The sequence below is a fragment of the Pseudomonas sp. Z18(2022) genome, from assembly GCF_036346535.1.
Lineage (GTDB): Bacteria > Pseudomonadota > Gammaproteobacteria > Pseudomonadales > Pseudomonadaceae > Aquipseudomonas > Aquipseudomonas yamanorum_A.
On record NZ_JAOTOA010000004.1, the window covers coordinates 63,760 to 84,980 of the forward strand.

Annotated in this window: 18 protein-coding genes; 7 read left to right on the top strand and 11 right to left on the bottom strand. The window is 59.5% G+C overall.

Annotated features, from left to right (window positions below; all coding sequences use genetic code 11):
* Position 1: 1 nt before the first annotated feature.
* The 4 genes from V3W39_RS11075 (at position 2) to fabB (ending at position 4,828) form a co-directional block, all read left to right on the top strand.
* Positions 2-934, top strand: coding sequence for an ABC transporter substrate-binding protein (locus tag V3W39_RS11075; RefSeq protein WP_177080052.1), 933 nt, complete (start codon positions 2-4; stop codon positions 932-934).
* Positions 931-2,832 carry an ATP-binding protein gene (locus V3W39_RS11080; RefSeq protein WP_177042760.1) on the top strand — a complete coding sequence of 634 codons (1,902 nt, stop codon included), beginning with the start codon at positions 931-933 and terminating at the stop codon, positions 2,830-2,832. The genes V3W39_RS11075 and V3W39_RS11080 overlap by 4 nt, the downstream gene beginning before the upstream one ends.
* A gap of 248 nt (positions 2,833-3,080) precedes the next feature.
* The gene (fabA, locus tag V3W39_RS11085; protein ID WP_003210552.1) at positions 3,081-3,596 is read left to right on the top strand and encodes a 3-hydroxyacyl-[acyl-carrier-protein] dehydratase FabA; all 516 of its coding nucleotides are present in this window, start codon (positions 3,081-3,083) and stop codon (positions 3,594-3,596) included.
* 11 nt (positions 3,597-3,607) lie between these two features.
* Positions 3,608-4,828 carry a beta-ketoacyl-ACP synthase I gene (gene fabB, locus V3W39_RS11090; RefSeq protein WP_177042761.1) on the top strand — a complete coding sequence of 407 codons (1,221 nt, stop codon included), beginning with the start codon at positions 3,608-3,610 and terminating at the stop codon, positions 4,826-4,828.
* An 829-nt stretch (positions 4,829-5,657) separates the two neighbouring features.
* On the opposite strand, the gene V3W39_RS11095 is transcribed toward fabB, so the two are convergent.
* Together V3W39_RS11095 and V3W39_RS11100 are read right to left on the bottom strand one after the other, a co-directional pair.
* On the bottom strand, positions 5,658-7,283 hold the full coding sequence (locus V3W39_RS11095; protein ID WP_330212636.1) for a methyl-accepting chemotaxis protein: 1,626 nt from the start codon (positions 7,281-7,283) through the stop codon (positions 5,658-5,660).
* A gap of 161 nt (positions 7,284-7,444) precedes the next feature.
* Complete coding sequence (locus tag V3W39_RS11100) at positions 7,445-8,449, bottom strand: amidohydrolase family protein (protein ID WP_177043100.1); 1,005 nt, start codon at positions 8,447-8,449, stop codon at positions 7,445-7,447.
* A gap of 140 nt (positions 8,450-8,589) precedes the next feature.
* Here V3W39_RS11100 and V3W39_RS11105 point away from each other — a divergent pair, with 140 nt between their 5' ends.
* Together V3W39_RS11105 and V3W39_RS11110 are read left to right on the top strand one after the other, a co-directional pair.
* Positions 8,590-9,006: an OsmC family protein gene (locus tag V3W39_RS11105; protein ID WP_003210558.1), complete on the top strand. Its 417-nt coding sequence runs from the start codon at positions 8,590-8,592 to the stop codon at positions 9,004-9,006.
* Positions 9,007-9,070: 64 nt separating this feature from the next.
* A complete protein-coding gene (locus V3W39_RS11110; protein ID WP_177043099.1) occupies positions 9,071-9,934 on the top strand; it encodes a pirin family protein in 864 nt (287 codons plus the stop codon).
* A gap of 122 nt (positions 9,935-10,056) precedes the next feature.
* Here the strand turns inward: V3W39_RS11110 and V3W39_RS11115 are convergent, their stop codons facing one another.
* From V3W39_RS11115 to V3W39_RS11135, 4 genes are all read right to left on the bottom strand, one after another.
* The gene (locus V3W39_RS11115) at positions 10,057-10,785 is read right to left on the bottom strand and encodes a dienelactone hydrolase family protein (protein WP_258347106.1); all 729 of its coding nucleotides are present in this window, start codon (positions 10,783-10,785) and stop codon (positions 10,057-10,059) included.
* A gap of 183 nt (positions 10,786-10,968) precedes the next feature.
* On the bottom strand, positions 10,969-12,873 hold the full coding sequence (htpG, locus tag V3W39_RS11125) for a molecular chaperone HtpG (protein ID WP_167663594.1): 1,905 nt from the start codon (positions 12,871-12,873) through the stop codon (positions 10,969-10,971).
* Between the two features lie 89 nt (positions 12,874-12,962).
* Positions 12,963-13,415: a PaaI family thioesterase gene (locus V3W39_RS11130; protein ID WP_177043097.1), complete on the bottom strand. Its 453-nt coding sequence runs from the start codon at positions 13,413-13,415 to the stop codon at positions 12,963-12,965.
* Positions 13,412-13,888, bottom strand: coding sequence for a PaaI family thioesterase (locus tag V3W39_RS11135; protein WP_177113565.1), 477 nt, complete (start codon positions 13,886-13,888; stop codon positions 13,412-13,414). The genes V3W39_RS11130 and V3W39_RS11135 overlap by 4 nt, the downstream gene beginning before the upstream one ends.
* 157 nt (positions 13,889-14,045) lie before the next feature.
* Here V3W39_RS11135 and V3W39_RS11140 point away from each other — a divergent pair, with 157 nt between their 5' ends.
* A complete protein-coding gene (locus V3W39_RS11140; RefSeq protein WP_003210564.1) occupies positions 14,046-14,288 on the top strand; it encodes a hypothetical protein in 243 nt (80 codons plus the stop codon).
* A gap of 149 nt (positions 14,289-14,437) precedes the next feature.
* Here V3W39_RS11140 and brnQ read toward each other — a convergent pair whose 3' ends face one another.
* From brnQ to odhB, 5 genes are all read right to left on the bottom strand, one after another.
* Entirely contained in the window at positions 14,438-15,751 is a 1,314-nt protein-coding gene (gene brnQ, locus V3W39_RS11145; RefSeq protein WP_177077206.1) for a branched-chain amino acid transport system II carrier protein, read from the bottom strand.
* Positions 15,752-16,185: 434 nt separating this feature from the next.
* Complete coding sequence (gene sucD / locus V3W39_RS11150; protein WP_010166265.1) at positions 16,186-17,067, bottom strand: succinate--CoA ligase subunit alpha; 882 nt, start codon at positions 17,065-17,067, stop codon at positions 16,186-16,188.
* Positions 17,067-18,233, bottom strand: a complete 1,167-nt coding sequence (gene sucC, locus V3W39_RS11155; protein WP_003210567.1) for an ADP-forming succinate--CoA ligase subunit beta — start codon at positions 18,231-18,233, stop codon at positions 17,067-17,069. Before sucC ends, sucD begins: the two co-directional genes overlap by 1 nt.
* A 214-nt stretch (positions 18,234-18,447) precedes the next feature.
* Complete coding sequence (lpdA, locus tag V3W39_RS11160; RefSeq protein ID WP_177043094.1) at positions 18,448-19,884, bottom strand: dihydrolipoyl dehydrogenase; 1,437 nt, start codon at positions 19,882-19,884, stop codon at positions 18,448-18,450.
* 95 nt (positions 19,885-19,979) lie between these two features.
* The gene (gene odhB / locus V3W39_RS11165) at positions 19,980-21,209 is read right to left on the bottom strand and encodes a 2-oxoglutarate dehydrogenase complex dihydrolipoyllysine-residue succinyltransferase (RefSeq protein ID WP_177043093.1); all 1,230 of its coding nucleotides are present in this window, start codon (positions 21,207-21,209) and stop codon (positions 19,980-19,982) included.
* Positions 21,210-21,221: the final 12 nt, after the last annotated feature.

Consider the following 21,221-nt stretch of genomic DNA (forward strand, 5'->3'; position numbering starts at 1 on the left):
CATGAACCGCGCCCCGTCACGGATGACCCTCTCCTTTACCGCCCGACTCTGGCGGCGCTGTGTGTTGCTTGGGATTTTATGGTTTGCCGCCCCGGCATCGGCGGCGGACATCCTGCTGACCGCCGAAGAAGATGGCCCGGGCGTACAAACCTTCGTGCAGGCCCTGGCCCAACAGCGCCCCGAAGACAGCGTGAAGTTCACCCCGCTCAAGGACCTCCCCGCCCCCGCACACTTGCCCACCAGCACCCGCCTGATCCTGCTGGACCTGCCCAGCCTCGACTGGCGCCTGCAAGACACCCAGGGCCCGCCGACACTGGTGCTGCGCATCAGCCGCCTGCAAGCCCGCCAGCGCCTGGGGGACAGCTTGCCGGCGAAGATCAGCCTGTTATGGAGCGACCCGCCACTGGACCGCCAACTGCGCCTGATCATCGGCATCCTGCCCCAGGCCCGGCGCATCGGCGTGCTCTATGGCATCGACAGCGAATTCCTGCTCAGGGAGCTGCGCCAGTACGCAGCGCCCATGGGCCTTGAGATCGTGCCCCAGCTTTGGGACAACATTAATGACAGTCGCCCGCTGCAAAGCCTGTTCAAGAGCAGCGACGTTCTGCTGGGTCTGGACGATCCCCAGTTGTACAACCCGAAAACCGCAAAAAACCTGCTGCTCAGCAGCTACGCGAGGCAATTGCCGCTGGTCGGGCCCAACGCCGGGTTCGTCAAGGCCGGCAGCCTGGCCAGCACCTACAGCGATCAGACCGACTGGCTGAACGTACTCGACCGGCTGCTGGACCATGCACCGTCCAGTTGGCCGCGCTCGCTGTACCCGGAACGCTTCAAAGTCGTGGGCAACCCACAGGTTGCGCGCTCACTGGGAATCGAACAGGTGGACGAAACCAACGTCGCCGCCCGCCTGGCCGAAGGAGAAAAACGCCCATGACCTTTCGTCGCCGTTGGGACATCAACACCCGAACCCAGCTCATTACCCTGGGCCCGGCACTCCTGCTGACGCTGCTGTTGATCAGCTTTTTTACCTTCGTACGGATCCAGGACTTGCGCCAGGAGCTGGACCACACCGGCCAATTGATCGCCAACCAACTGGCGCCGGCCACCGAATACGGGGTGATTTCCGGCAACAACGACGTGCTCGAAAGCCTGTTGCGGGCGACCCTGGCCACGCCCCATGTGCGCTTCCTGGAGATTCAGGACAGTTCCGAAAACATTCTGGTGTATGTCGAACAGCCGTCGGAGAAGCACGATCGTTCGCTGTCGGTGAAAGTGTTCCAGGCGCCGATTCGTCTGCAACACATCCAGCTGGGCAATGACTTCTTCCAGGACAGCATCGCAGAGCCCAAGGCGCCCCGCGCGGATTACCTGGGGCGGGTGATTGTCGGCATGTCCAACGATGCGTTCAGCCAGCGCCAGCAGGAAATCCTGTTCAAGGCCGGGATTCTCGCGCTGTTCGCCCTGCTGTTTACCTTCCTGCTGGCGCGGCGCCTGGCGGCCAGCCTGTCGCAGCCGATCAGTGCCATGGGCAATGCGGTCAAGGCTATCCAGCAGGGTGACTACCAGACGCCACTGCCCATCGTCGATGACTCGGAGTTGGGCGACCTGTCGCGCCACATCAATAACCTGGCCGACGGTTTGAACCAGGCCAGTCGCGAACAGCACCAGGCCATGGCCCAGTTGATCCAGACCCGCGAAGAAGCCGAACGGGCGAACAATGCCAAGTCGGACTTCCTGGCGATGATGAGCCACGAACTGCGCACGCCGATGAACGGAGTGCTGGGCATGCTGCAACTGCTGGAAACCACCGACATGACCGAGGAGCAGACCGAGTACGCGGCACTGGCTTCGGAGTCCACCGAACACCTGCTCAAGGTGATCAACGACATCCTCGACTTCTCGCGCATTGAGCGCGCGGCCCTGGAGCTTGAGCACATTCCGTTCGACCTGGTGGAGCTGATCAGCAGTTGCGCCCAGGCCTTCCAGCATTCCGCCCAGCAACGCGGCCTGGCGTTGGAGGTGCCGATCCCGCAGGGCCTGGGCTCACTGCAGGTACAAGGCGACCCGACCCGCATCCGGCAGATTCTGGTGAACCTGATCGGCAATGCACTGAAGTTTACCGAGCACGGCACCGTCACCGTCGAACCCCACTGGCAGACCCTGGACCATGAATTGCTGTGGTTCACCTGCACCGTGCGCGACAGCGGGATAGGCATTTCGGCCGAGCGCCTGGAATTGATGTTCGATGCGTTCCAGCAAGCCGACAGTTCCATTTCAAGACGTTACGGCGGCACCGGGCTCGGCTTGCCGATTGCCCGTACCCTGGCCGAACGCATGGGCGGCACCCTCCGCGCCCAGAGCGAAGAAGGCCAGGGCTCGGTATTCACCCTGGAAATCCCGCTGGCGATCTACCAGCAGAGCCTGCCGGTGCTCGCGCCAAACGCTGAAGGCAGTGCCAGCACGGGCGAAGGGCGCAACGTGTTGCTGGTGGAAGACAACCCGGTCAATCGCACCGTGGTGGAAGCCATGCTGCGCAGCCTGGGGTTCGAGGTGAGCATCGCCACCGACGGTGCCGAAGCGATTCGCAGTGCCGAGAGCCTGATCTTTACCGCGATCCTGATGGACTGCCGACTGCCGGGCATCGATGGCTACGAGGCCACCCGGCAGATTCGCCAGTTGCCCGGGTGCGCCGACCTGCCGATCATTGCCCTCACCGCCAATGCCTTGCAGGGCGACCGCGAAGCCTGCCTGGCTGCAGGAATGAACGATTACCTGGCAAAGCCGTTCAAACGCACGGATTTGCAACAAATCCTACAACGATGGGTGCAATAGCAGGCCGCCATCAGCCAACTGCGACTGGCGTGAAAGACGAAAGTGCGGCAGTCTTAGGCACCCGAACGGGCCCGTAAACCGGCCCGGTTTATAATTTCAGTGCACAAGTGTACATTCATGACCTTGACGCTGTGACTTTCACTACAACGCAATAGTCTATGTGTAGGCTGCCGACATGAGGCATGAACGCTTCAGTCGGCCGGGAAGATTTGCCCTGCCCTGCCGCATGGGATTATTGAGGAGCTCGCATGACCAAACAAAACGCCTTTACTCGGGAAGACCTGCTGCGCTGCAGTCGCGGTGAGCTGTTCGGCCCAGGTAACGCGCAACTGCCCGCCCCGAACATGCTGATGGTGGATCGCATCACCCATATCAGCGAAGAGGGTGGCAAGTACGGCAAAGGTGAATTGGTCGCCGAGCTGGATATCACCCCTGACCTGTGGTTTTTCGCCTGCCATTTCGAAGGCGATCCGGTGATGCCGGGCTGCCTGGGCCTCGACGCCATGTGGCAGCTGGTTGGCTTCTACCTGGGCTGGCAAGGCCTGCCGGGCCGCGGTCGCGCCCTGGGTTCGGGCGAAGTGAAGTTCTTTGGCCAGGTCCTGCCGACCGCCAAGAAAGTCACCTACAACATTCAAATCAAGCGCGTCCTCAAGGGCAAGCTGAACCTGGCCATTGCCGATGGTTCGGTGACTGTCGACGGTCGCGAGATTTATACTGCCGAAGGCCTTCGGGTCGGCGTATTCACTTCCACTGACAACTTTTAAGGGTTATCCGCATGCGCCGCGTCGTTATCACTGGTCTGGGCATCGTTTCGTGCCTGGGCAATGACAAAGAGACCGTCTCCGCTAACCTGCGTGCAAGTCGCCCTGGCATCCGCTTCAACCCGGAATATGCCGAAATGGGTCTGCGTAGCCAGGTTTCCGGCTCCATCGACCTGCCCCTCGAAGAGCTGATCGATCGCAAGATCTATCGCTTCGTCGGCCACGCAGCTGCTTACGCCTACCTGGCCATGAAGGACGCAATCACCGATTCCGGCCTGAGCGAAGACCAGGTGTCCAACGTGCGCACCGGCCTGATCGCCGGTTCCGGTGGCGCGTCGACCTTGAACCAGATGGAAGCGCTGGACATCCTGCGCGAGAAAGGCGTCAAGCGTGTTGGCCCGTACCGCGTCACGCGGACCATGGGCAGCACCGTTTCCGCCTGCCTGGCCACGCCGTTCAAGATCAAGGGCGTGAACTACTCGATCTCCTCCGCTTGCGCCACCAGTGCTCACTGCATCGGTACTGCGGTAGAGCAGATCCAGCTGGGCAAGCAGGACATCGTGTTTGCCGGTGGCGGTGAAGAAGAACATTGGAGCCAGTCGTTCCTGTTCGACGCCATGGGCGCCCTGTCGACCCAGTACAACGAAACCCCGGAAAAAGCTTCCCGCGCCTACGACGCCAAGCGTGACGGTTTCGTCATTGCCGGCGGTGGCGGCATGGTGGTGGTCGAGGAGCTGGAACACGCCCTGGCCCGTGGTGCGAAGATCTACGCGGAAATCGTCGGCTACGGCGCGACTTCCGACGGCTACGACATGGTTGCGCCAAGCGGTGAAGGCGCCATCCGCTGCATGCAGATGGCAATGTCCACCGTTGATACCCCGATCGACTACCTGAACACCCACGGTACTTCGACGCCGGTTGGCGACTCGAAGGAAATGGAAGGTGTGCGTGCGGTATTTGGCGACAAGGCACCGGCGATCAGCTCTACCAAGAGCCTGTCGGGTCACTCCCTGGGCGCCGCCGGCGTTCACGAAGCGATCTACTGCCTGCTGATGATGGAAGGCAACTTCATGGCAGGTTCTGCCAACATCGAGGAACTGGACCCGGACGTGGCTGACATGCCGATCCTGACCAAGACCCGTGAAGATGCGACCATCAACACTGTGATGAGCAACAGCTTCGGCTTTGGTGGCACCAATGCCACCCTGGTGCTGAAACGCTGGCAGGGTAAGTAATCCCCGCCGCAGGTTGATCACCTGAAAACGCCCCGACTGGTTCGGGGCGTTTTTTTTTGCGCCCTGGAAAGCACCGGGAGTGCAGGTGGTTTGGGGGCATATCCGTTTCTGCGGTCAGGGCCGCTATGGGTTCCGCTCTTACAGCGGCTCACTTTTGAACAGCGCAAAAGTAAGCAAAACGCTCTTGCCCCACCACTCGGCACCTCGCCTAGGCTCGGTGTGCCCTCTCTCCGGTAGCACGAAGCGGGCCGCCGCGACGGGGCGTCCCTGCCCCGTCGCGGCTAAGATCAAGATCAAAAGCAGATCAACAGCACAGCGGCCTACAGGCCGGCTTGAGTGTGGTGAAGCAAAGGCAACATCAAAATCTAAAGCGAGCACGGTCCACTGTAGGAGCTGGCTTGCCGGCGATGGCATCGCCTCGGTGTATCTGATGTACCGAGTTGTCTGCATCGCAGGCAAGCCAGCTCCTACAGAAAAGCAGCTCTGCTTTCGCTCTGGATCTTGCTTTTAACACTCAGGTCGGCTTTCAGGCCGCCGTGCTGTTGATCTTGCTCTTGATCTGACTGCCCCATTCAGCCCGAGGCCGAACGCAGGGATTGAGGAGCGGGTAAACCGGCAGGACGCCGGTTTAGCCGCGACGGGGCAGGGACGCCCCGTCGCGGCGGCCCGCGGAGCAATGCCGGAGTGAGGGAACACCGAGCCTAGGCGAGGTGCCGACAGGCGGGGCAGAGCGTTTTGGTTACTTTGCCGCTTTTGCAAAGTGACTCGCTGTAAGAGCGAAACCATAAGCCGCCGTTACCTAAATAACGGATATGCCCCCTCCAAAAACCTAAACCGAAAACCTAGCCACCATAGTGTTCAGATCCACCGCCAACCGCGACAACTCCTGACTCGCCGCACTGGTCTGATTCGCCCCCGCCGACGTCTGCTGCGCCAAATCCCGAATATTCATCAAATTACGATCCACCTCCCGCGCCACCGCCGCCTGCTCTTCCGAAGCACTGGCGATCACCAGGTTGCGCTCATTAATCAGGGTAAACGCCGAAGCAATATCCTCCAGCGCCGTACCCGCCGACTTGGCAATATCCAGCGTCGACCGCGCCCGGGTGTTGCTCTGCTGCATGGAACTCACAGCCTGATCAGTCCCCTGCTGAATCCCACTGATCATCTGCTCGATTTCCTGGGTCGACTGCTGCGTACGATGCGCCAACGCCCGCACCTCATCCGCCACCACCGCAAACCCACGCCCCGCATCCCCGGCCCGCGCCGCTTCAATGGCAGCATTCAATGCCAGCAAATTGGTCTGCTCGGCAATCGAGCGAATCACATCCAGCACCTTGCTGATGCCATACACCTTCTGCGCCAGGTCCTCCACCTGAGTCGCATTGGCCGTCACATCATCCGCCAGCGACTCAATCGACAACACCGTCTGATGCACCTGCTCTCGCCCATGCTGAGCGATACGATCAGACTCCCGCGACGCCTGGGAAGTGGCCACCGCATTGCTCGCCACCTCCTCCACCGCCGCCGTCATCTGATTGACCGCAGTGGCCGCCTGCTCAATTTCCTGACTCTGCTGATGCAGCCCACGGGTCGCGTCTTCCGTCACGCAACTAAGCTCTTCGGAAGCGGACGCCAATTGGCTCGACGAATCGGAAATACGCCGAATGGTTTCCCGCAGACTCTCCTGCATACTTTTCAGCGCCTGCTGCAAACGCGCCGGCTCATCCTTGCCGCTGACGGTGATCACACCCGTCAGGTCGCCGCTGGCAACACCCTGGGCGACTTTCAGCGACTGGGATAACGGCAGCACAATACTGCGGGTCAGCAGCAACGCCAGGCCAATGGTGATCAGCGCCGTCACGGCAATCATGCCAACTACCCAACTGCGCGATTGGGCGAACACGCTTTGGGCCTGGCTCGCCGCCTGATTGGCACTGACCTTGTTCAGCGTCACCAGCTCACGCAGGGTGCCAGCCAACGCGTCGGCCAACTGGTTCATCTCGCCGTTGACTACCTTGATCGCGTCTTCCAGCTGATTGGCCCGGGAAAACGCCAGCACCTGCTCCTGACGTTGCAGGTAGCGCTCTTCTTCGGTTTTAAAACGATCGAACAGCACCCGCTCTTCAGGCAGCACGATCAACCCTTCGTATAGGGACTGAGCCTTGTGCAGGCCATTTTTCAGCTCGGTGATTTTCTGTTCATTCTGAGTGATCGCCTGCGGGTCACGGTTGAGCAGCAGGCGCAACGTGAGGGCCCGCACCCGCAGCAGGTCCTGGTTCATCTCGCCGACCGCCATCACGCTGGGCAGCCAGTTGTTTTCCACCTGATCCGACTGCTGGCGCATATTGCCCATCTGCAACAGCGCAAACCCGCCCAGGGCAAACACCATCAGCGCCAGCAAACCAAACCCCAGGCCGGCGCGAGGGGCAATATTCAGACTTCTGATATTCATGCGAGGAATCCTTCCAAAAGCGCTGCATCCACCTGCAGCGGGCTCTTGAAAGGTATCGGCGAGAAACGGGGTTTGCGTAAGACGAAAACGCGATATCAAAACGCCTTATGATCGCCCCGTCCCGGCTGTAGCGATTCAGCGTTCGGTGAACTCGAAGGCCATCACCGAGGCTTGGGCAGGACCGCCAGGAAGTTATCCCGTGCGACCTTTCTGGCGACGTCGTCAGGCAACGCATCGAGGAACGGGTCGAAGCTGCGCATTTCCTTACCGAGCTTGTTGAAGCGCCCTACCACGTCTGAACCGAGCATGAAGCGGTCCGGGAAGCGCTCCACCAGCTTTACCCACTCAGGACGTGGCTTTCCCGCCTCATCCAGCAAGTAAGGCGTGAGCACACTCCAGGACAGGTCGACGTAAAGGTTGGGGTAAGCCTCCAGCAGGCGTGCCAAAGTCGGCAGCAAGAAATCCATCTGCGTCTGGTGGCGGTGGATTTCCATGCTGCTGCCCGCGTGGGCCCAGATAAACCGAGTGTGCGGGTGATTGCGCAGTGGCTCCTCCATTTCCGCCAGGTACAAAGGATTTTTCTCACGCTTGGAGGTGATGTTGGAATGCACCATCACCGGCAAATCGTTCTCCGCCGCCAGGTGATAGATGCGAGTCATCGCCTCGTTGTTGGCCCTTGGGGTGTCGCCGGAGGTGAGCGCGGTCAGGTCGTCGTGACGGGTGAAAACTTCGCCGATGCCTTGCCACAGCCCCGGATTGAGGTCGAGCATGCGCTGGATGTGGGACGCGGCGTTTTTATCGTTGGGATTGAACCCGCTGAGGAACGGATGAAAGCGCTGGCGTTGCTCCGGGCTCAGTTTATTGACCGCATCGGCGACGAACACGTCGGTGGCGCTGTACCAATAGGCGTCGGCGTCATCCCCGGCGTAATAGCGCGGGCGCTTGGGTTCGTCTTCGTGCCACTTCTTGGCCACGGGAATCCCGGAAATCATCACATGCTCGATGCGATTGTCGGCCATGGCCTTAAGCAACTTGCCCATGCCCGCCGACTCCTGGAAAAAGTCGACATAATGCAGGTGCGCATCGCTGTAGGCATAGTCGCGGGCCTGTACCGCAAGGCTCGCGGCGGCCAGCAACAGGGCAATACTCAGGCGGGTCCGGCGCACAGGGGAATCTCAAACAAGGGCTAATGAAGGTAGACCTCAAGCCGCGCCTGCGGGTTCAGCGGTAAACAACAGGGAACACCAAGGTGCCAGCATGCTCTATAACTGCATGACCTTCTTCCTGCCACCCTGTGAGGTTTGCCATGCCTGTTACCGTGAATACGCTGAACGCCGAAAACTTCCGCCACAGCGTCAATATCAATAACCACGAGCTGTTTACCGACCTGCCCAAGAGCCTGGGCGGCGACGACTCGGCGCCCTCTCCCCACGATTACTTCGATGCCGCGCTGGCGTCGTGCAAGGCCCTGACCGTCAAGCTCTATGCGCAGAAAAAAGACATTCCGCTCACCGGCGTCACCGTGGAAGTCACCCATGACAGCACCGAAGAGCAAAAGGGCAAATACAAGCTCAACGTCAAACTGACCCTCAAGGGCGTACTCACCGACGAGCAGCGCGATGAACTGCACCGCGTGGCGGATCGTTGCCCGGTGCACAAGCTGATGACCACGGCCGAAGTCACCATCGAGACCCGGCTCTCGGAAGGCGCCTTCAGCCAGTAGCGGCAACCTCCCGTCGAGCGGGTTATGCTCAGGGGCATCCAACCCGCTCAGACTGGGACGCACCATGACCACAGTGACCGTGATCCGCCCGCGCGCCGAAGACGTTGAAGGGCAACCCATCCTGCGCCCGCTGCCCTCCCGGCAGTGCCGCAGCGTCGGGCCTTTCGTGTTTTTCGACCATATGCTGCAAACCCGCTACGCCCCGGGCACCGGCATGAACATCCGCCAGCACCCGCATATCGGCCTCTCGACCCTGACCTACCTGTTTGAAGGCGAACTCCTGCACAAGGACAGCCTCGGTTCCGACCAGGTGGTGAAGGCCGGGGATGTCAGCTGGATGACCGCCGGCAGCGCCATTGCCCATGTTGAACGCAGCCCCGAAGCCCTCAAGGCGAGTGGTTTCAGCCTGCACGGGCTGCAAGTGTGGCTGGCCTCGCCCAAGGATCATGAACAAGGGCCAGGGCATTACAGCCATCACCCCGCCGCCAGCTTGCCGGTGAGTGACAACCTCGGCGTGCAGATCCGCCTGATTGCCGGCAGTGGCTTTTGCCTGGAATCGCCGGTGCCAGTGTTGTCGCCCACGCTGTATGCCGAGGTGCGGATGCAGACGGCTACAACGCTGCTGGTCCCGGATGAGCACGCGGAACGGGCGGTGTATGTGTTGGAGGGTGAAGCGCACCTGGAGGGTGAGGCGCTGGAGGTGCACAGCCTGGTGGTGTTGCCGGCAGGTGAAAGCCTCGCGCTGTTTGCCGAGACGGATTGCCATCTGGTGGTGTTCGGCGGCGCGGCGCTGGATGGGCCACGGCGGATCAACTGGAATTTTGTGGCGAGTGACCCGGCGTTGATCGAGCAGGCTCGCCAGCGCTGGGCGGCCGGGGATTGGCCGGTGGTGCCGGGGGAAAGTGAGCGGATTGAGTTGCCACAGTAAGGCTTGAGAGATTATCGCTGATTAGATAGCAATCGCCGGCAAGCCAGCTCCTACAGTTGGAATGCGTTCCAACTGTAGGAGCTGGCTTGCCGGCGATGAGGCCCGCTCAAGTAACCGAGCTATCAGCCCTTGAACACTTCATCCAGCAAGTTATGCATCGACTGGAAGGCCCGTGCAGCGGTCTTCGCGTCGTACATCATCTTGCCCGGCACATTCGCGTGGGGGTCGGTAAACGAGTGCACCGCACCGCCGTAGCTCAGCAATTGCCAATCCACACCGGCGGCGTTCATTTCGTCTTCAAACGCCGGCAGTTGCTCTTTCGGCACCAGCGGGTCGGAAGCGCCGTGCAGCACCAGCACTGAACCCTTGATGTTTTTCGCATCGGCCGGGTTCGGTGTGTCGAGGCTGCCGTGGAACGAAACGGCGGCTTTCAACGGCGCACCGGTACGCGCCAGTTCCAGGGAGCAGCAGCCGCCGAAGCAGAAACCGAAGGTTGCCAGCTTCGAGGTATCCACCGCCGCTTCGGTCTGGGTTTTCAGGTGATCAAGCGCGACTTGCATGCGCTTGTTCAGCAGCACCCGGTCATTCTTCAACGGCATCATCGCCGCCCCGGCTTCATCACCGTTGGACGGGCGAACAGTTTGCCCGTACAGGTCGGCAAGCAGTACCACGTAGCCCTTGCTGGCGACGCTCTTGGCGATCTCTTCAGCGCCGGCACTCACACCCATCCAGTTCGGCGCCATCAACAACCCTGGCAGCGGGCCCTTATGACTGGCATCAAATGCCAGGCGGCTTTCATAAGACTGGCCATCAATCTGATAGACCACGGAACGCACGGTGATTTGGCTCATCATTTACTCCAGTTTAAGAATCACGCACAAACGAAAATGCTGTTGTAGGAGCGAGCTTGCTCGCGAAGATCGATAACGATGACGTGGGCTGCCTGAACGCACGCGGCGCTCTCAGGTCTTTCGCGAGCAAGCTTGCTCCTACAAACGAAAAAACCCGCCGAAGCGGGTTTTTCTACAACGGTGTTAAACCGACAGTTCAACCAACAGCTTGTTCAGTCGGCGCACATAAGCGGCCGGGTCTTTCAGGCTGTCGCCAGCCGCCAGGGCGGCCTGGTCGAAGAGGATGTGCGACAGGTCGCCAAAGCGCTCTTCGCTCTGCTCGCCGTCGAGTTTCTCGATCAGCGGGTGAGCCGGGTTGAACTCGAAGATCGGCTTGGAATCCGGAACCTTCTGACCGCTGGCTTCCAGGATCTGACGCATCTGCATGCCCAGGTCCTGCTCGCCGATGGCCAAAATCGCCGGGGAGTCGGTCAGACGGTGGGAAACCCGCACTTCGCTGACGGCATCGCCCAAGGCAGTCTTGATTCGCTCAACCAGGCCTTCTTTGGACTTGGCCACTTCTTCAGCCGCTTTCTTGTCTTCTTCGGAATCCAGGTTGCCCAGGTCCAGGTCGCCACGGGCGACGTCAACAAAGCTCTTGCCGTCGAAGTCGCTGAGGTAGCTCATCAGCCACTCGTCGATCCGGTCGGTCAGCAGCAGCACTTCGATGCCTTTCTTGCGGAAGACTTCCAGGTGCGGGCTGTTCTTGACCTGGGCGTAGGTTTCGCCGGTCAGGTAGTAGATCTTGTCCTGGCCTTCCTTGGCGCGAGCCAGGTACTCGGCCAGGGAAACGTTCTGCTCGCCGTCGTCACCGTGGGTCGATGCGAAACGCAGCAGGCCGGCGATTTTTTCCTTGTTGGCGAAATCTTCTGCCGGGCCTTCTTTCATGACCTGGCCGAAGTTTTTCCAGAAGCCCTTGTATTGCTCAGGCTCGTTCTTCGCCAGCTTTTCCAGCATGTCGAGCACGCGCTTGGTCAGCGCCGACTTCATGGAGTCGATGATCGGGTCTTTCTGCAGGATTTCCCGCGACACGTTCAGCGACAGGTCGTTGGAGTCGACCACGCCCTTGATAAAGCGCAGGTACAACGGCAGGAACGATTCCGCCTGGTCCATCACGAACACGCGCTGCACATACAGTTTCAGGCCTTTCGGCGCTTCACGCTGGTACAGGTCGAACGGAGCACGGGCCGGTACGTAGAGCAGCGAGCTGTATTCCAGCTTGCCTTCGACCTTGTTGTGGCTCCAGCTCAGTGGGTTTTCGTAGTCGTGGGCGATGTGCTTGTAGAACTCCTGGTATTCCTCGTCTTTGACTTCGGTACGAGGACGAGTCCACAGGGCGCTGGCACGGTTGACCACTTCCCATTCCTGGGCTGGGGCTTCTTCGCCTTCGGCCGCCGCTTGTTCTTTCGGCAACTCGATCGGCAACGCGATGTGGTCGGAGTACTTCTTGATGATATTGCGCAGACGCCAGCCATCGGCGAACTCGTCTTCACCGGACTTCAGGTGCAGGACAATACGCGTACCACGGTCAGCCTTGTCGACAGTGGCGATTTCAAACTCGCCCTCGCCTTTGGAAGACCAGTGCACGCCTTCGCTGGCGGCAAGACCGGCACGGCGGCTGAATACTTCAACCTTGTCGGCAACGATGAAGGCCGAGTAGAAGCCCACGCCGAACTGGCCGATCAGGTGCGAATCTTTCTTCTGGTCGCCCGACAGGTTCTTCATGAAATCTGCAGTGCCGGATTTGGCGATGGTCCCCAGGTGGGTGATCGCATCGTCACGGCTCATGCCGATACCGTTGTCTTCGAGGGTGACGGTTTTCGCGTCCTTGTCGAAGCTCACACGGATTTTCAGTTCCGCGCCGCCTTCCAGCAACTCAGGCTTGGACAGGGCTTCGAAACGTAATTTGTCGACAGCGTCAGAGGCGTTCGAGATCAATTCGCGAAGGAAAATTTCCTTGTTGGAATACAGCGAATGGATCATGAGGTGCAGCAGTTGCTTCACCTCGGTCTGGAAGCCCAGGGTTTCCTTTTGAGTTTCCACACTCATGGTCATCAAACTCCAATTGGATGGCAGTGGCCGCGCCCTTGAGGGTTGGCGGCGGGTTGTCATCAAAGTTGGGGGCTAAGACCAGGATTTCAAGGGCGGGCCGGTTCCTCAATCTTGAAATGCGCACGGGCGGTGGCAATCGGTTCGGACTGGGTGCTCTGCCACGCGGTAATCGCCACATTGGCCACCCGCCGCCCCTGGCGCCACACCTGACATTTGGCGTAGGTGTCGCGAAACTGCCCGGCGCGCAGGTAATCCAGGGAGAAGTCGATGATTTTCGGCACGCCCGGCGCACCGGTGAATACCAGCAGATGCAAGGCGGCGGACAGCTCCATAAAGCCCGCGATCACCCCACCGTGGATCGCCGGTAATATCGGGTTACCAATGTTGTCCTTGTTGGCCGGCATGCGGAACAGCAATTCATCCCCCAGACGCGTGCATTCGATGCCGATCAGCTTGGCGTAGGGAATCAGGTTCAGCAGCGCCTCGTAGTTGCCGCGCTCGTGGGCTTGCTGCAGTCGGGTCTTGAACTGATGAGTCATGCCTGTTCTCCCTTGATCGTATTCCCCAGGCCCTGGCTGCCCTTGAGGCGCTTGCCCATGCGCATGAACGTGCCCACCACATGGGCAATCGGCTGCTGGGGGTCATCCTGATAAGCGAAGCCACGGGTGAAGATCACGTCGGTGGTCACCCGGTAGCACTGGGCGAAACCGAACACCGGCTTGTGGGGTTCGGCCGGGTGCATGTAGTCCACCCGCAGGTCCAGGGTCGGGCAGACCTCGAATTCCGGCAGCACGCATAACGTGGCCATGCCGCAGGCGGTGTCCATCAAGGAGGTGAGCGCGCCGCCGTGGATCACTCCGGTCTGTGGATCACCGACGATATGCGGGCCATAGGGCAGCACCAGGGTCATGCCGTCCTCACTGGCGGCATGCACCTGGATGCCCAGCACCTGGCAGTGACGCAAGGCAGAAACAAAACGTGTGGCACGGGATAAAAGAGGATTTTCGGTCATTCGTTAAAGACTCTTATTAGTGTGGAGCCGGCGGAGTAGACAACCTTGCTGAAAGTTCCCTAGAGAAAAGCCTTATATATCTGTGAAATTTAAGGAACTAAGCGTTGGGCATAGGCTCGAAAGGCCAGTAGATATCTTCAATAAGGAGAAACACCCCATGCGCAAGACTTTAGCTATTTCCATGATGCTGGCTGCTGCCCTCGGCCTCGCTGCCTGCGACAAAAAATCCGAAGACAAAGCCCAAGACGCCGCAGCGCACTCTGAGCAAGCTCAAAAAGACATGGCGAAAGCACAGGATAAAGTGAACGACGCTGCGAAAGAAAACGCCGATGCTGCCAAAGCTCAGGCTGAATCGAACGAAGCTGCTGCGAAAGAAGCAACACCTGCAACCGGTTCTTGAGTCTGACGACTTGAACACTGTGACTTGAAAAGTCATGTTGCAAAAGAAAGCCCGCTTAATAGCGGGCTTTACTTTGTCCGGTGTTTTTAACCCGGCCGGGCAGCTCGAAACTTCGAACTAAACCTCGGCACAAGTTAGTGGCTAAACGTTTAAGCCATCGCTTCACTGCGTTTGCCCAGCAAGCGGTCAATCACCACCGCAACCACCAGCGTCATCACCGAAGGCACCAGCCACGCCAGGCCCTGCTCGCTCAACGGCAGGTGAGCCAATTGCGCTGGCATCCAGTCCGCCAGGCCGGCGCCCTTCAGCGCGTCGATGCAGCCGAAGATGAACGACACCAGCATTACCGGGCCCACGATCCGGCCTTGCTCCTGCCAGAAGTCCTTACAGAAGCTCAGGGCCACCAGCACGATGCACGGCGGGTAGATCGCGGTCAGTACCGGGATCGAGAACGCAATCAGCTTGGTCAGGCCCAGGTTGGACACAAACAGCGAGAACACCGCCAGGATCACCACCAGGGTCTTGTAGGACAGCGGCAGCACACGGCTGAAGTACTCGGCGCAGGCACAGGTCAGGCCTACCGCAGTCACCAGGCACGCCAGGGAAATCAGCACGGCAAGGAAGCCGCTGCCCAAGGAGCCGAAGGTGTGTTGGACGTAAGCGTGCAGCACGGCAGCGCCGTTGGCGGCACCGGCGGCTACTTCATGGCTGCCCGAACCGAGGCGGAACAGGCTGATATACACCAACGCCAGGCCCAGGCCGGCAATCAGCCCGGCAATGATCGCGTAACGGGTGATCAGCTTCGGCGACTCAACCCCACGGGAGCGAATCGCGTTGACGATCACAATGCCGAATACCAGGGCGCCGAGGGTATCCATGGTCAGGTAACCATTGATAAAGCCCTGGGAGAACGGTGCGGCCACGTATTCAGGGGTAGCGACACCCACATCACCGGCCGGCAAGGCGAAGGCGGCGATGCCCAATACGGCCAGGGCGATAATTTTCAACGGCGCCAGGAAGCGACCGACGGTATCCAGCAGGCGGCCCGGGTACAGCGAGATGAAAAACACCAGCAGGAAGTAAACCGAGCTGTAGAGGAACAGCGCCAGCGGGCTCTCACCGGTCAGCGGCGCCAGGCCCACTTCAAAGGACACGGTGGCGGTTCGCGGGGTGGCGAACAGCGGGCCGACTGCGAGGTAAGCAGCCGCTGCCAGCAAGCCACCGGCGATCTTGCCGATCGGGCTGCTCAACGCATCCATGCCACCACCGACCTTGGCCAGGGCAACCACGGTGATCACCGGCAAACCGACCGCTGTGATCAGGAAGCCCAGCGCCGCCATCCAGACATGAGGCCCGGACTGCAAACCGACGATAGGCGGGAAGATGATGTTGCCGGCGCCCACGAACAGGGCAAAAGTCATAAAGCCCAACGCCAGGATGTCCTGGCTTTTCAACACTTTCATTTGAGGAAATACCACACTACTGAATCGGAATTTAGAGAGGGCTTCCCTATGGATGAGGGAAATACTGCCGGTCCTGATGGGGACTGACGGGTCTGGCGCGGGGCTTCCTTTTGGGATGCGCACGCATAAAGAGGCGGCTAGCCTAACGAATTTGCGGGTCAAACGCACTGTTGCGGGGCGAACTGTCCGATAAGCGACATTTTTATGTCGCGTTTTCATATCTAAATTTTGAAATGCGATCAAATGTGGGAGCTGGCTTGCCTGCGATAGCATCACCTCAGTGCGTCCGAAACACCGAGTAGCCTGCATCGCAGGCAAGCCAGCTCCCACAGTTGGTCGGCGTCATTCCATACAATCGATGAGTAATCCCCAGAATGCACAAAGGCCACCCGAAGGTGGCCTTTGTGGGGTGAAGCGTCAGCTAAGCGCGAGGCTTACTTGACAGCCCAACCGGTCAGCTCGGACAAAGCCTTGCCGATGTCTGCCAGCGAACGCACGGTTTTAACGCCTGCGTCTTCCAGGGCAGCAAACTTCTCGTCTGCAGTGCCCTTGCCGCCAGAGATGATTGCGCCAGCATGGCCCATGCGCTTGCCAGCAGGGGCAGTCACACCAGCGATGTAGGAAACAACCGGCTTGGTCACGTGTGCCTTGATGTAGGCAGCCGCTTCTTCTTCAGCCGAACCGCCGATCTCACCGATCATCACGATCGCTTCGGTCTTCGGGTCTTCCTGGAACAGCTTCAGGATGTCGATGAAGTTGGAGCCTGGGATCGGGTCACCGCCGATGCCGACGCAAGTCGACTGACCGAAACCGGCGTCAGTAGTCTGCTTCACAGCTTCGTAGGTCAGGGTGCCGGAACGGGAAACGATACCGACTTTACCTGGCAAGTGAATGTGACCTGGCATGATGCCGATCTTGCATTCGCCTGGAGTGATCACGCCTGGGCAGTTAGGGCCGATCAGGGTAACACCCAGCTCGTCGCACTTAACTTTAGCGTCCAGCATGTCCAGGGTAGGAATGCCTTCGGTGATGCAAACGATCAGCTTGATGCCGCCGAATGCTGCTTCCAGGATGGAGTCCTTGCAGAAAGGAGCTGGAACGTAGATCACGCTGGCGGTGGCGCCAGTGGCAGCTACAGCATCTTTCACGGTGTTGAACACTGGCAGGCCCAGGTGCTCGGTGCCGCCTTTGCCCGGAGTTACACCGCCAACCATCTTGGTGCCGTACTCGATGGCTTGCTGGGTGTGGAAACTACCTTGGGAACCGGTAATACCCTGGCAAATAACCTTGGTGTCTTTATTGATCAGGACGCTCATTATTTGCCCTCCGCAGCTTTGACAACTTGTTGAGCAGCGTCGGTCAGGCTGGTAGCAGCGATGATGTTCAAACCGCTTTCTGCCAGTACTTTAGCGCCCAGTTCAGCGTTGTTACCTTCAAGGCGAACAACCACCGGGATTTTAACGCCGACTTCTTTCACTGCACCGATGATGCCTTCGGCAATCATGTCGCAACGAACGATGCCGCCGAAGATGTTGACCAGTACTGCAGCGACGTTGGAGTCGGACAGGATGATCTTGAACGCTTCGGTAACGCGTTCCTTGGTAGCACCGCCGCCTACGTCGAGGAAGTTGGCTGGTTTGCCGCCATGCAGGTTGACGATGTCCATGGTACCCATGGCCAGGCCAGCACCGTTGACCATGCAACCGATGTTACCTTCCAGCGCTACGTAGTTCAGTTCGAACTTGGCAGCGTGCGCTTCGCGCGGATCGTCTTGCGACGGATCGTGGAAAGTCTTCAGCTTAGGCTGACGGTACATGGCGTTGGCGTCGATGTTGATCTTGGCGTCGAGGCAATGCAGATCGCCGTCAGCCTTGATCACCAGCGGGTTCACTTCCAGCAGGGCCAGATCGTGATCCTGGAACAGTTTGGCCAGACCTACGAAGATCTTGGCGAACTGGGCAACTTGCTTGCCTTCCAGACCCAACTGGAATGCCAGCTCGCGACCCTGGAATGGCTGAGCGCCAACCAGTGGATCGATAGTGGCTTTCAGGATTTTTTCTGGGGTTTCTTCGGCGATCTTCTCAATGTCCACGCCACCTTCGGTGGAGGCCATGAACACGATGCGACGGCTCGAACGGTCAACGACAGCGCCCAGGTACAGCTCTTTAGCGATATCAGTGCACGATTCAACCAGGATCTTGGTGACTGGCTGGCCATTGGCATCAGTCTGGTAAGTCACCAGACGCTTGCCCAGCCACTGCTGAGCGAAGGCTTTGGCGTCTTCTTTGCTGCGAACCAGCTTTACGCCGCCCGCTTTACCGCGACCACCAGCGTGGACCTGGGCTTTGACAACCCACTCGGTGCCGCCGATTTTGTCGCAAGCTTCTGCTGCTGCTTCCGGGGTGTCTACTGCGTAACCCTTGGATACTGGCAGGCCGTATTCAGCGAACAGCTGCTTACCCTGATACTCGTGAAGATTCATGCTTATTACCGTCTTCGTTAGGTACTGCGCATTCGGCGCTGCGCTCTTTATTGAGTGCCGCGCCACCTGTGACTGCTGCTTGCACAGTCAAACCACCAAAAGCCTGAACCCTGGGTGGTGAAACTGCGCAAGACTGCGTCCAGCGGATATTCCGCGGTGAGTCTTGCGCACAAGGCTCACGACGGGCAACCGCCGTGGTTTCTTATTATCTCGCTTAGCGCTTCTTCTTGTTGGCGATGTGGATGGCATGGCCATTCACTGCCAACGCGGCTTCGTGCAGCGCTTCGGACAGGGTCGGATGGGAGAAAACCATCATGCCGATGTCTTCGGCGCTGGTGCCGAATTCCATACCGATTGCGCCTTGCTGAACCAGTTCTGCTGCGCCTGGGCCAATCACGTGGACGCCCAATACGCGGTCAGTCTTGGCATCAGCGATGACTTTGACAAAACCACCGGTGTCGTTGGCTGCCATGGCACGGCCAGAAGCAGCAAACGGGAAGGTGCCGACGTTAACTTCAACGCCTTCAGCTTTCAACTGCTGTTCGTTCTTGCCGACCCATGCAATTTCCGGGTGGGTGTAGATAACCGACGGGATCAGGTCGTAGTTCATCTGGGTCTTGTGACCCTTGATGCGCTCGACAACCATGATGCCTTCTTCGGAAGCCTTGTGCGCCAGCATCATGCCGCGAACCACGTCGCCAATGGCGTACACGCCCGGCACGGTGGTAGCGCAGTGATCGTCAACGTGGATGAAACCACGCTCGTCGATGTTCACGCCACTGTCGGAAGCCAGCAGATCAGTGGTCACTGGACGGCGACCAACGGCTACGATCAGCTTGTCGAAAGTGATGGTCTGTTCGCCATCCTTGTCGGTGTAGGTCACGACTACTTCGTCGCCGTTAACCTTGGAACCGGTAACGCGCGCGCCCAGCTTGATATCCAGACCTTGTTTGGTCAGGGTTTTCAGAGCTTCTTTGGACACAGCGGTGTCGGCAGCCAGCAGGAACGTGTCCAGGGCTTCCAGCACGGTGACTTCAGAACCCAGGCGGGACCAGACCGAACCCAGTTCCAGGCCGATCACGCCAGCGCCGATCACGCCCAGACGTTTTGGAACTGCCTGGAATTCCAGGGCGCCGGTCGAATCAACGATCACGTTCTGGTCAACCGGAGCCGGTGGAATGTCGATTGGACGCGAACCTGGAGCCAGGATCACGTTTTCGGCTTCGATGATTTCGGTCGAACCGTCAGGCTTGGTGATTTCAACTTTCTTGCCGGCCAGCAGTTTGCCGTGGCCTTGCAGGGAAGTGACGCCGTTGGCCTTGAACAGGGTTGCAACGCCGGAAGTCAGGCCTTTAACGATGTTGGCCTTGCGGCCGACCATCGCTGGCACGTCCATGGTCACGCCAGCGTGGTTGATGCCGTGGATGGCAAAACCGTCTTGCGCTTCGTGGAATTTCCAGGAGCTGTCCAGCAGCGCCTTGGAAGGAATGCAGCCAACGTTCAGGCAAGTACCGCCCAACGCCAGTTTGCCTTCCTTGTCGGTGTATTTTTCGATGCAAGCAGTCGAGAGGCCCAGTTGTGCGGCCTTGATGGCGGCTACGTAGCCGCCAGGGCCCGCACCAATCACTACAACGTCAAATTTCTGCGACATGAAAAAAAATCCTCTTTAGCTAAAAGCTTCAAGCCGTGAGCCGCACTCCGACCTGCCTTGCGACAGGGCCGGTGGTGCGGCTCACCGCCGCTTTATCAGATATCCAGCAGCAGACGAGCCGGGTCTTCCAGCAGGTTCTTGATGGTCACCAGGAAAGTCACGGCTTCTTTACCGTCGATCAGGCGGTGATCGTACGACAGCGCCAGATACATCATTGGGCGGATAACCACTTGGCCGTTGATCGCCATAGGACGCTGCAGGATGTTGTGCATGCCCAGGATCGCAGCTTGTGGCGGGTTGACGATCGGCGTCGACATCATCGAACCGAAAGTACCACCGTTGGTGATGGTGAAGGTACCACCGGTCATCTCGTCGATGGTCAGCTTGCCGTCACGGGCTTTCTTGCCGAAGTTGGCGATGCCGCCTTCGATTTCAGCCAGACTCATCAGCTCGGCGTTACGCAGAACCGGTACTACCAGGCCACGGTCGCTGGACACGGCAACGCCGACGTCAGCGTAGCCGTGGTAAACGATGTCGCCGCCGTCGATGGAAGCGTTGACTGCCGGGAAGCGTTTCAGCGCTTCGGTGGCCGCTTTCACGAAGAACGACATGAAGCCCAGGCGCACGCCATTGTGGGACTTCTCGAACAGGTCCTTGTACTTCGAACGCAGTGCCATGACTTCGGTCATGTCGACTTCGTTGAAAGTGGTCAGCATCGCCATGTTCGATTGTGCTTCAACCAGGCGCTTGGCCACGGTTGCACGAACGCGGGTCATCGGTACGCGCTTCTCGGTGCGGTCGCCAGCAGCGAACACAGGAGCAGCGGCAGCCGGGGCAGCAGCCTTGGCAGGCGCGGCAGCCGGAGCGTTTTTCTTGGCTTCAACGGCGGCAACCACGTCTTCCTTGGTCACGCGGCCATCTTTGCCGGTGCCTTTGATGGAAGCCAGGTTGATGCCGTTTTCGTCAGCCAGTTGACGCGCAGCCGGTGCAGCGATTGGATCTTCGCCGCCCGCAGCCGGTGCAGCAGCTGGAGCTGCGGCAGCAGCCGGTGCAGCGGCGGCAGGAGCAGGAGCCGCGGCAGCAGCGCTGCCCTCTTCGATCGAGCCCAGTACCTGGTTCGACAGAACGGTAGCGCCTTCTTCGGCAACGATTGCGCCCAGCACGCCGTCAGCTTCAGCCAACACTTCCAGAACGACTTTGTCGGTCTCGATGTCGACGATCAGGTCGTCACGCTTGACGGCCTCGCCTGGTTTCTTGTGCCAGGTGGCAACGGTGCCATCGGCAACCGATTCCGGGAATGACGGGGCTTTGATTTCGATAGCCATTATCTGTGGGTC

What these genes read in the sequence shown, in the direction of transcription:
- V3W39_RS11075 (WP_177080052.1), top strand. Translation starts at nt 2, where the DNA reads ATGAACCGCGCCCCGTCACGGATGACCCTCTCCTTTACCGCCCGACTC.
- V3W39_RS11080 (WP_177042760.1), top strand. Translation starts at nt 931, where the DNA reads ATGACCTTTCGTCGCCGTTGGGACATCAACACCCGAACCCAGCTCATT.
- fabA (WP_003210552.1), top strand. Translation starts at nt 3,081, where the DNA reads ATGACCAAACAAAACGCCTTTACTCGGGAAGACCTGCTGCGCTGCAGT.
- fabB (WP_177042761.1), top strand. Translation starts at nt 3,608, where the DNA reads ATGCGCCGCGTCGTTATCACTGGTCTGGGCATCGTTTCGTGCCTGGGC.
- V3W39_RS11095 (WP_330212636.1), bottom strand. Translation starts at nt 7,283, where the DNA reads ATGAATATCAGAAGTCTGAATATTGCCCCTCGCGCCGGCCTGGGGTTT.
- V3W39_RS11105 (WP_003210558.1), top strand. Translation starts at nt 8,590, where the DNA reads ATGCCTGTTACCGTGAATACGCTGAACGCCGAAAACTTCCGCCACAGC.
- V3W39_RS11110 (WP_177043099.1), top strand. Translation starts at nt 9,071, where the DNA reads ATGACCACAGTGACCGTGATCCGCCCGCGCGCCGAAGACGTTGAAGGG.
- V3W39_RS11115 (WP_258347106.1), bottom strand. Translation starts at nt 10,785, where the DNA reads ATGAGCCAAATCACCGTGCGTTCCGTGGTCTATCAGATTGATGGCCAG.
- htpG (WP_167663594.1), bottom strand. Translation starts at nt 12,873, where the DNA reads ATGAGTGTGGAAACTCAAAAGGAAACCCTGGGCTTCCAGACCGAGGTG.
- V3W39_RS11130 (WP_177043097.1), bottom strand. Translation starts at nt 13,415, where the DNA reads ATGACTCATCAGTTCAAGACCCGACTGCAGCAAGCCCACGAGCGCGGC.
- V3W39_RS11135 (WP_177113565.1), bottom strand. Translation starts at nt 13,888, where the DNA reads ATGACCGAAAATCCTCTTTTATCCCGTGCCACACGTTTTGTTTCTGCC.
- V3W39_RS11140 (WP_003210564.1), top strand. Translation starts at nt 14,046, where the DNA reads ATGCGCAAGACTTTAGCTATTTCCATGATGCTGGCTGCTGCCCTCGGC.
- brnQ (WP_177077206.1), bottom strand. Translation starts at nt 15,751, where the DNA reads ATGAAAGTGTTGAAAAGCCAGGACATCCTGGCGTTGGGCTTTATGACT.
- sucD (WP_010166265.1), bottom strand. Translation starts at nt 17,067, where the DNA reads ATGAGCGTCCTGATCAATAAAGACACCAAGGTTATTTGCCAGGGTATT.
- sucC (WP_003210567.1), bottom strand. Translation starts at nt 18,233, where the DNA reads ATGAATCTTCACGAGTATCAGGGTAAGCAGCTGTTCGCTGAATACGGC.
- lpdA (WP_177043094.1), bottom strand. Translation starts at nt 19,884, where the DNA reads ATGTCGCAGAAATTTGACGTTGTAGTGATTGGTGCGGGCCCTGGCGGC.
- odhB (WP_177043093.1), bottom strand. Translation starts at nt 21,209, where the DNA reads ATGGCTATCGAAATCAAAGCCCCGTCATTCCCGGAATCGGTTGCCGAT.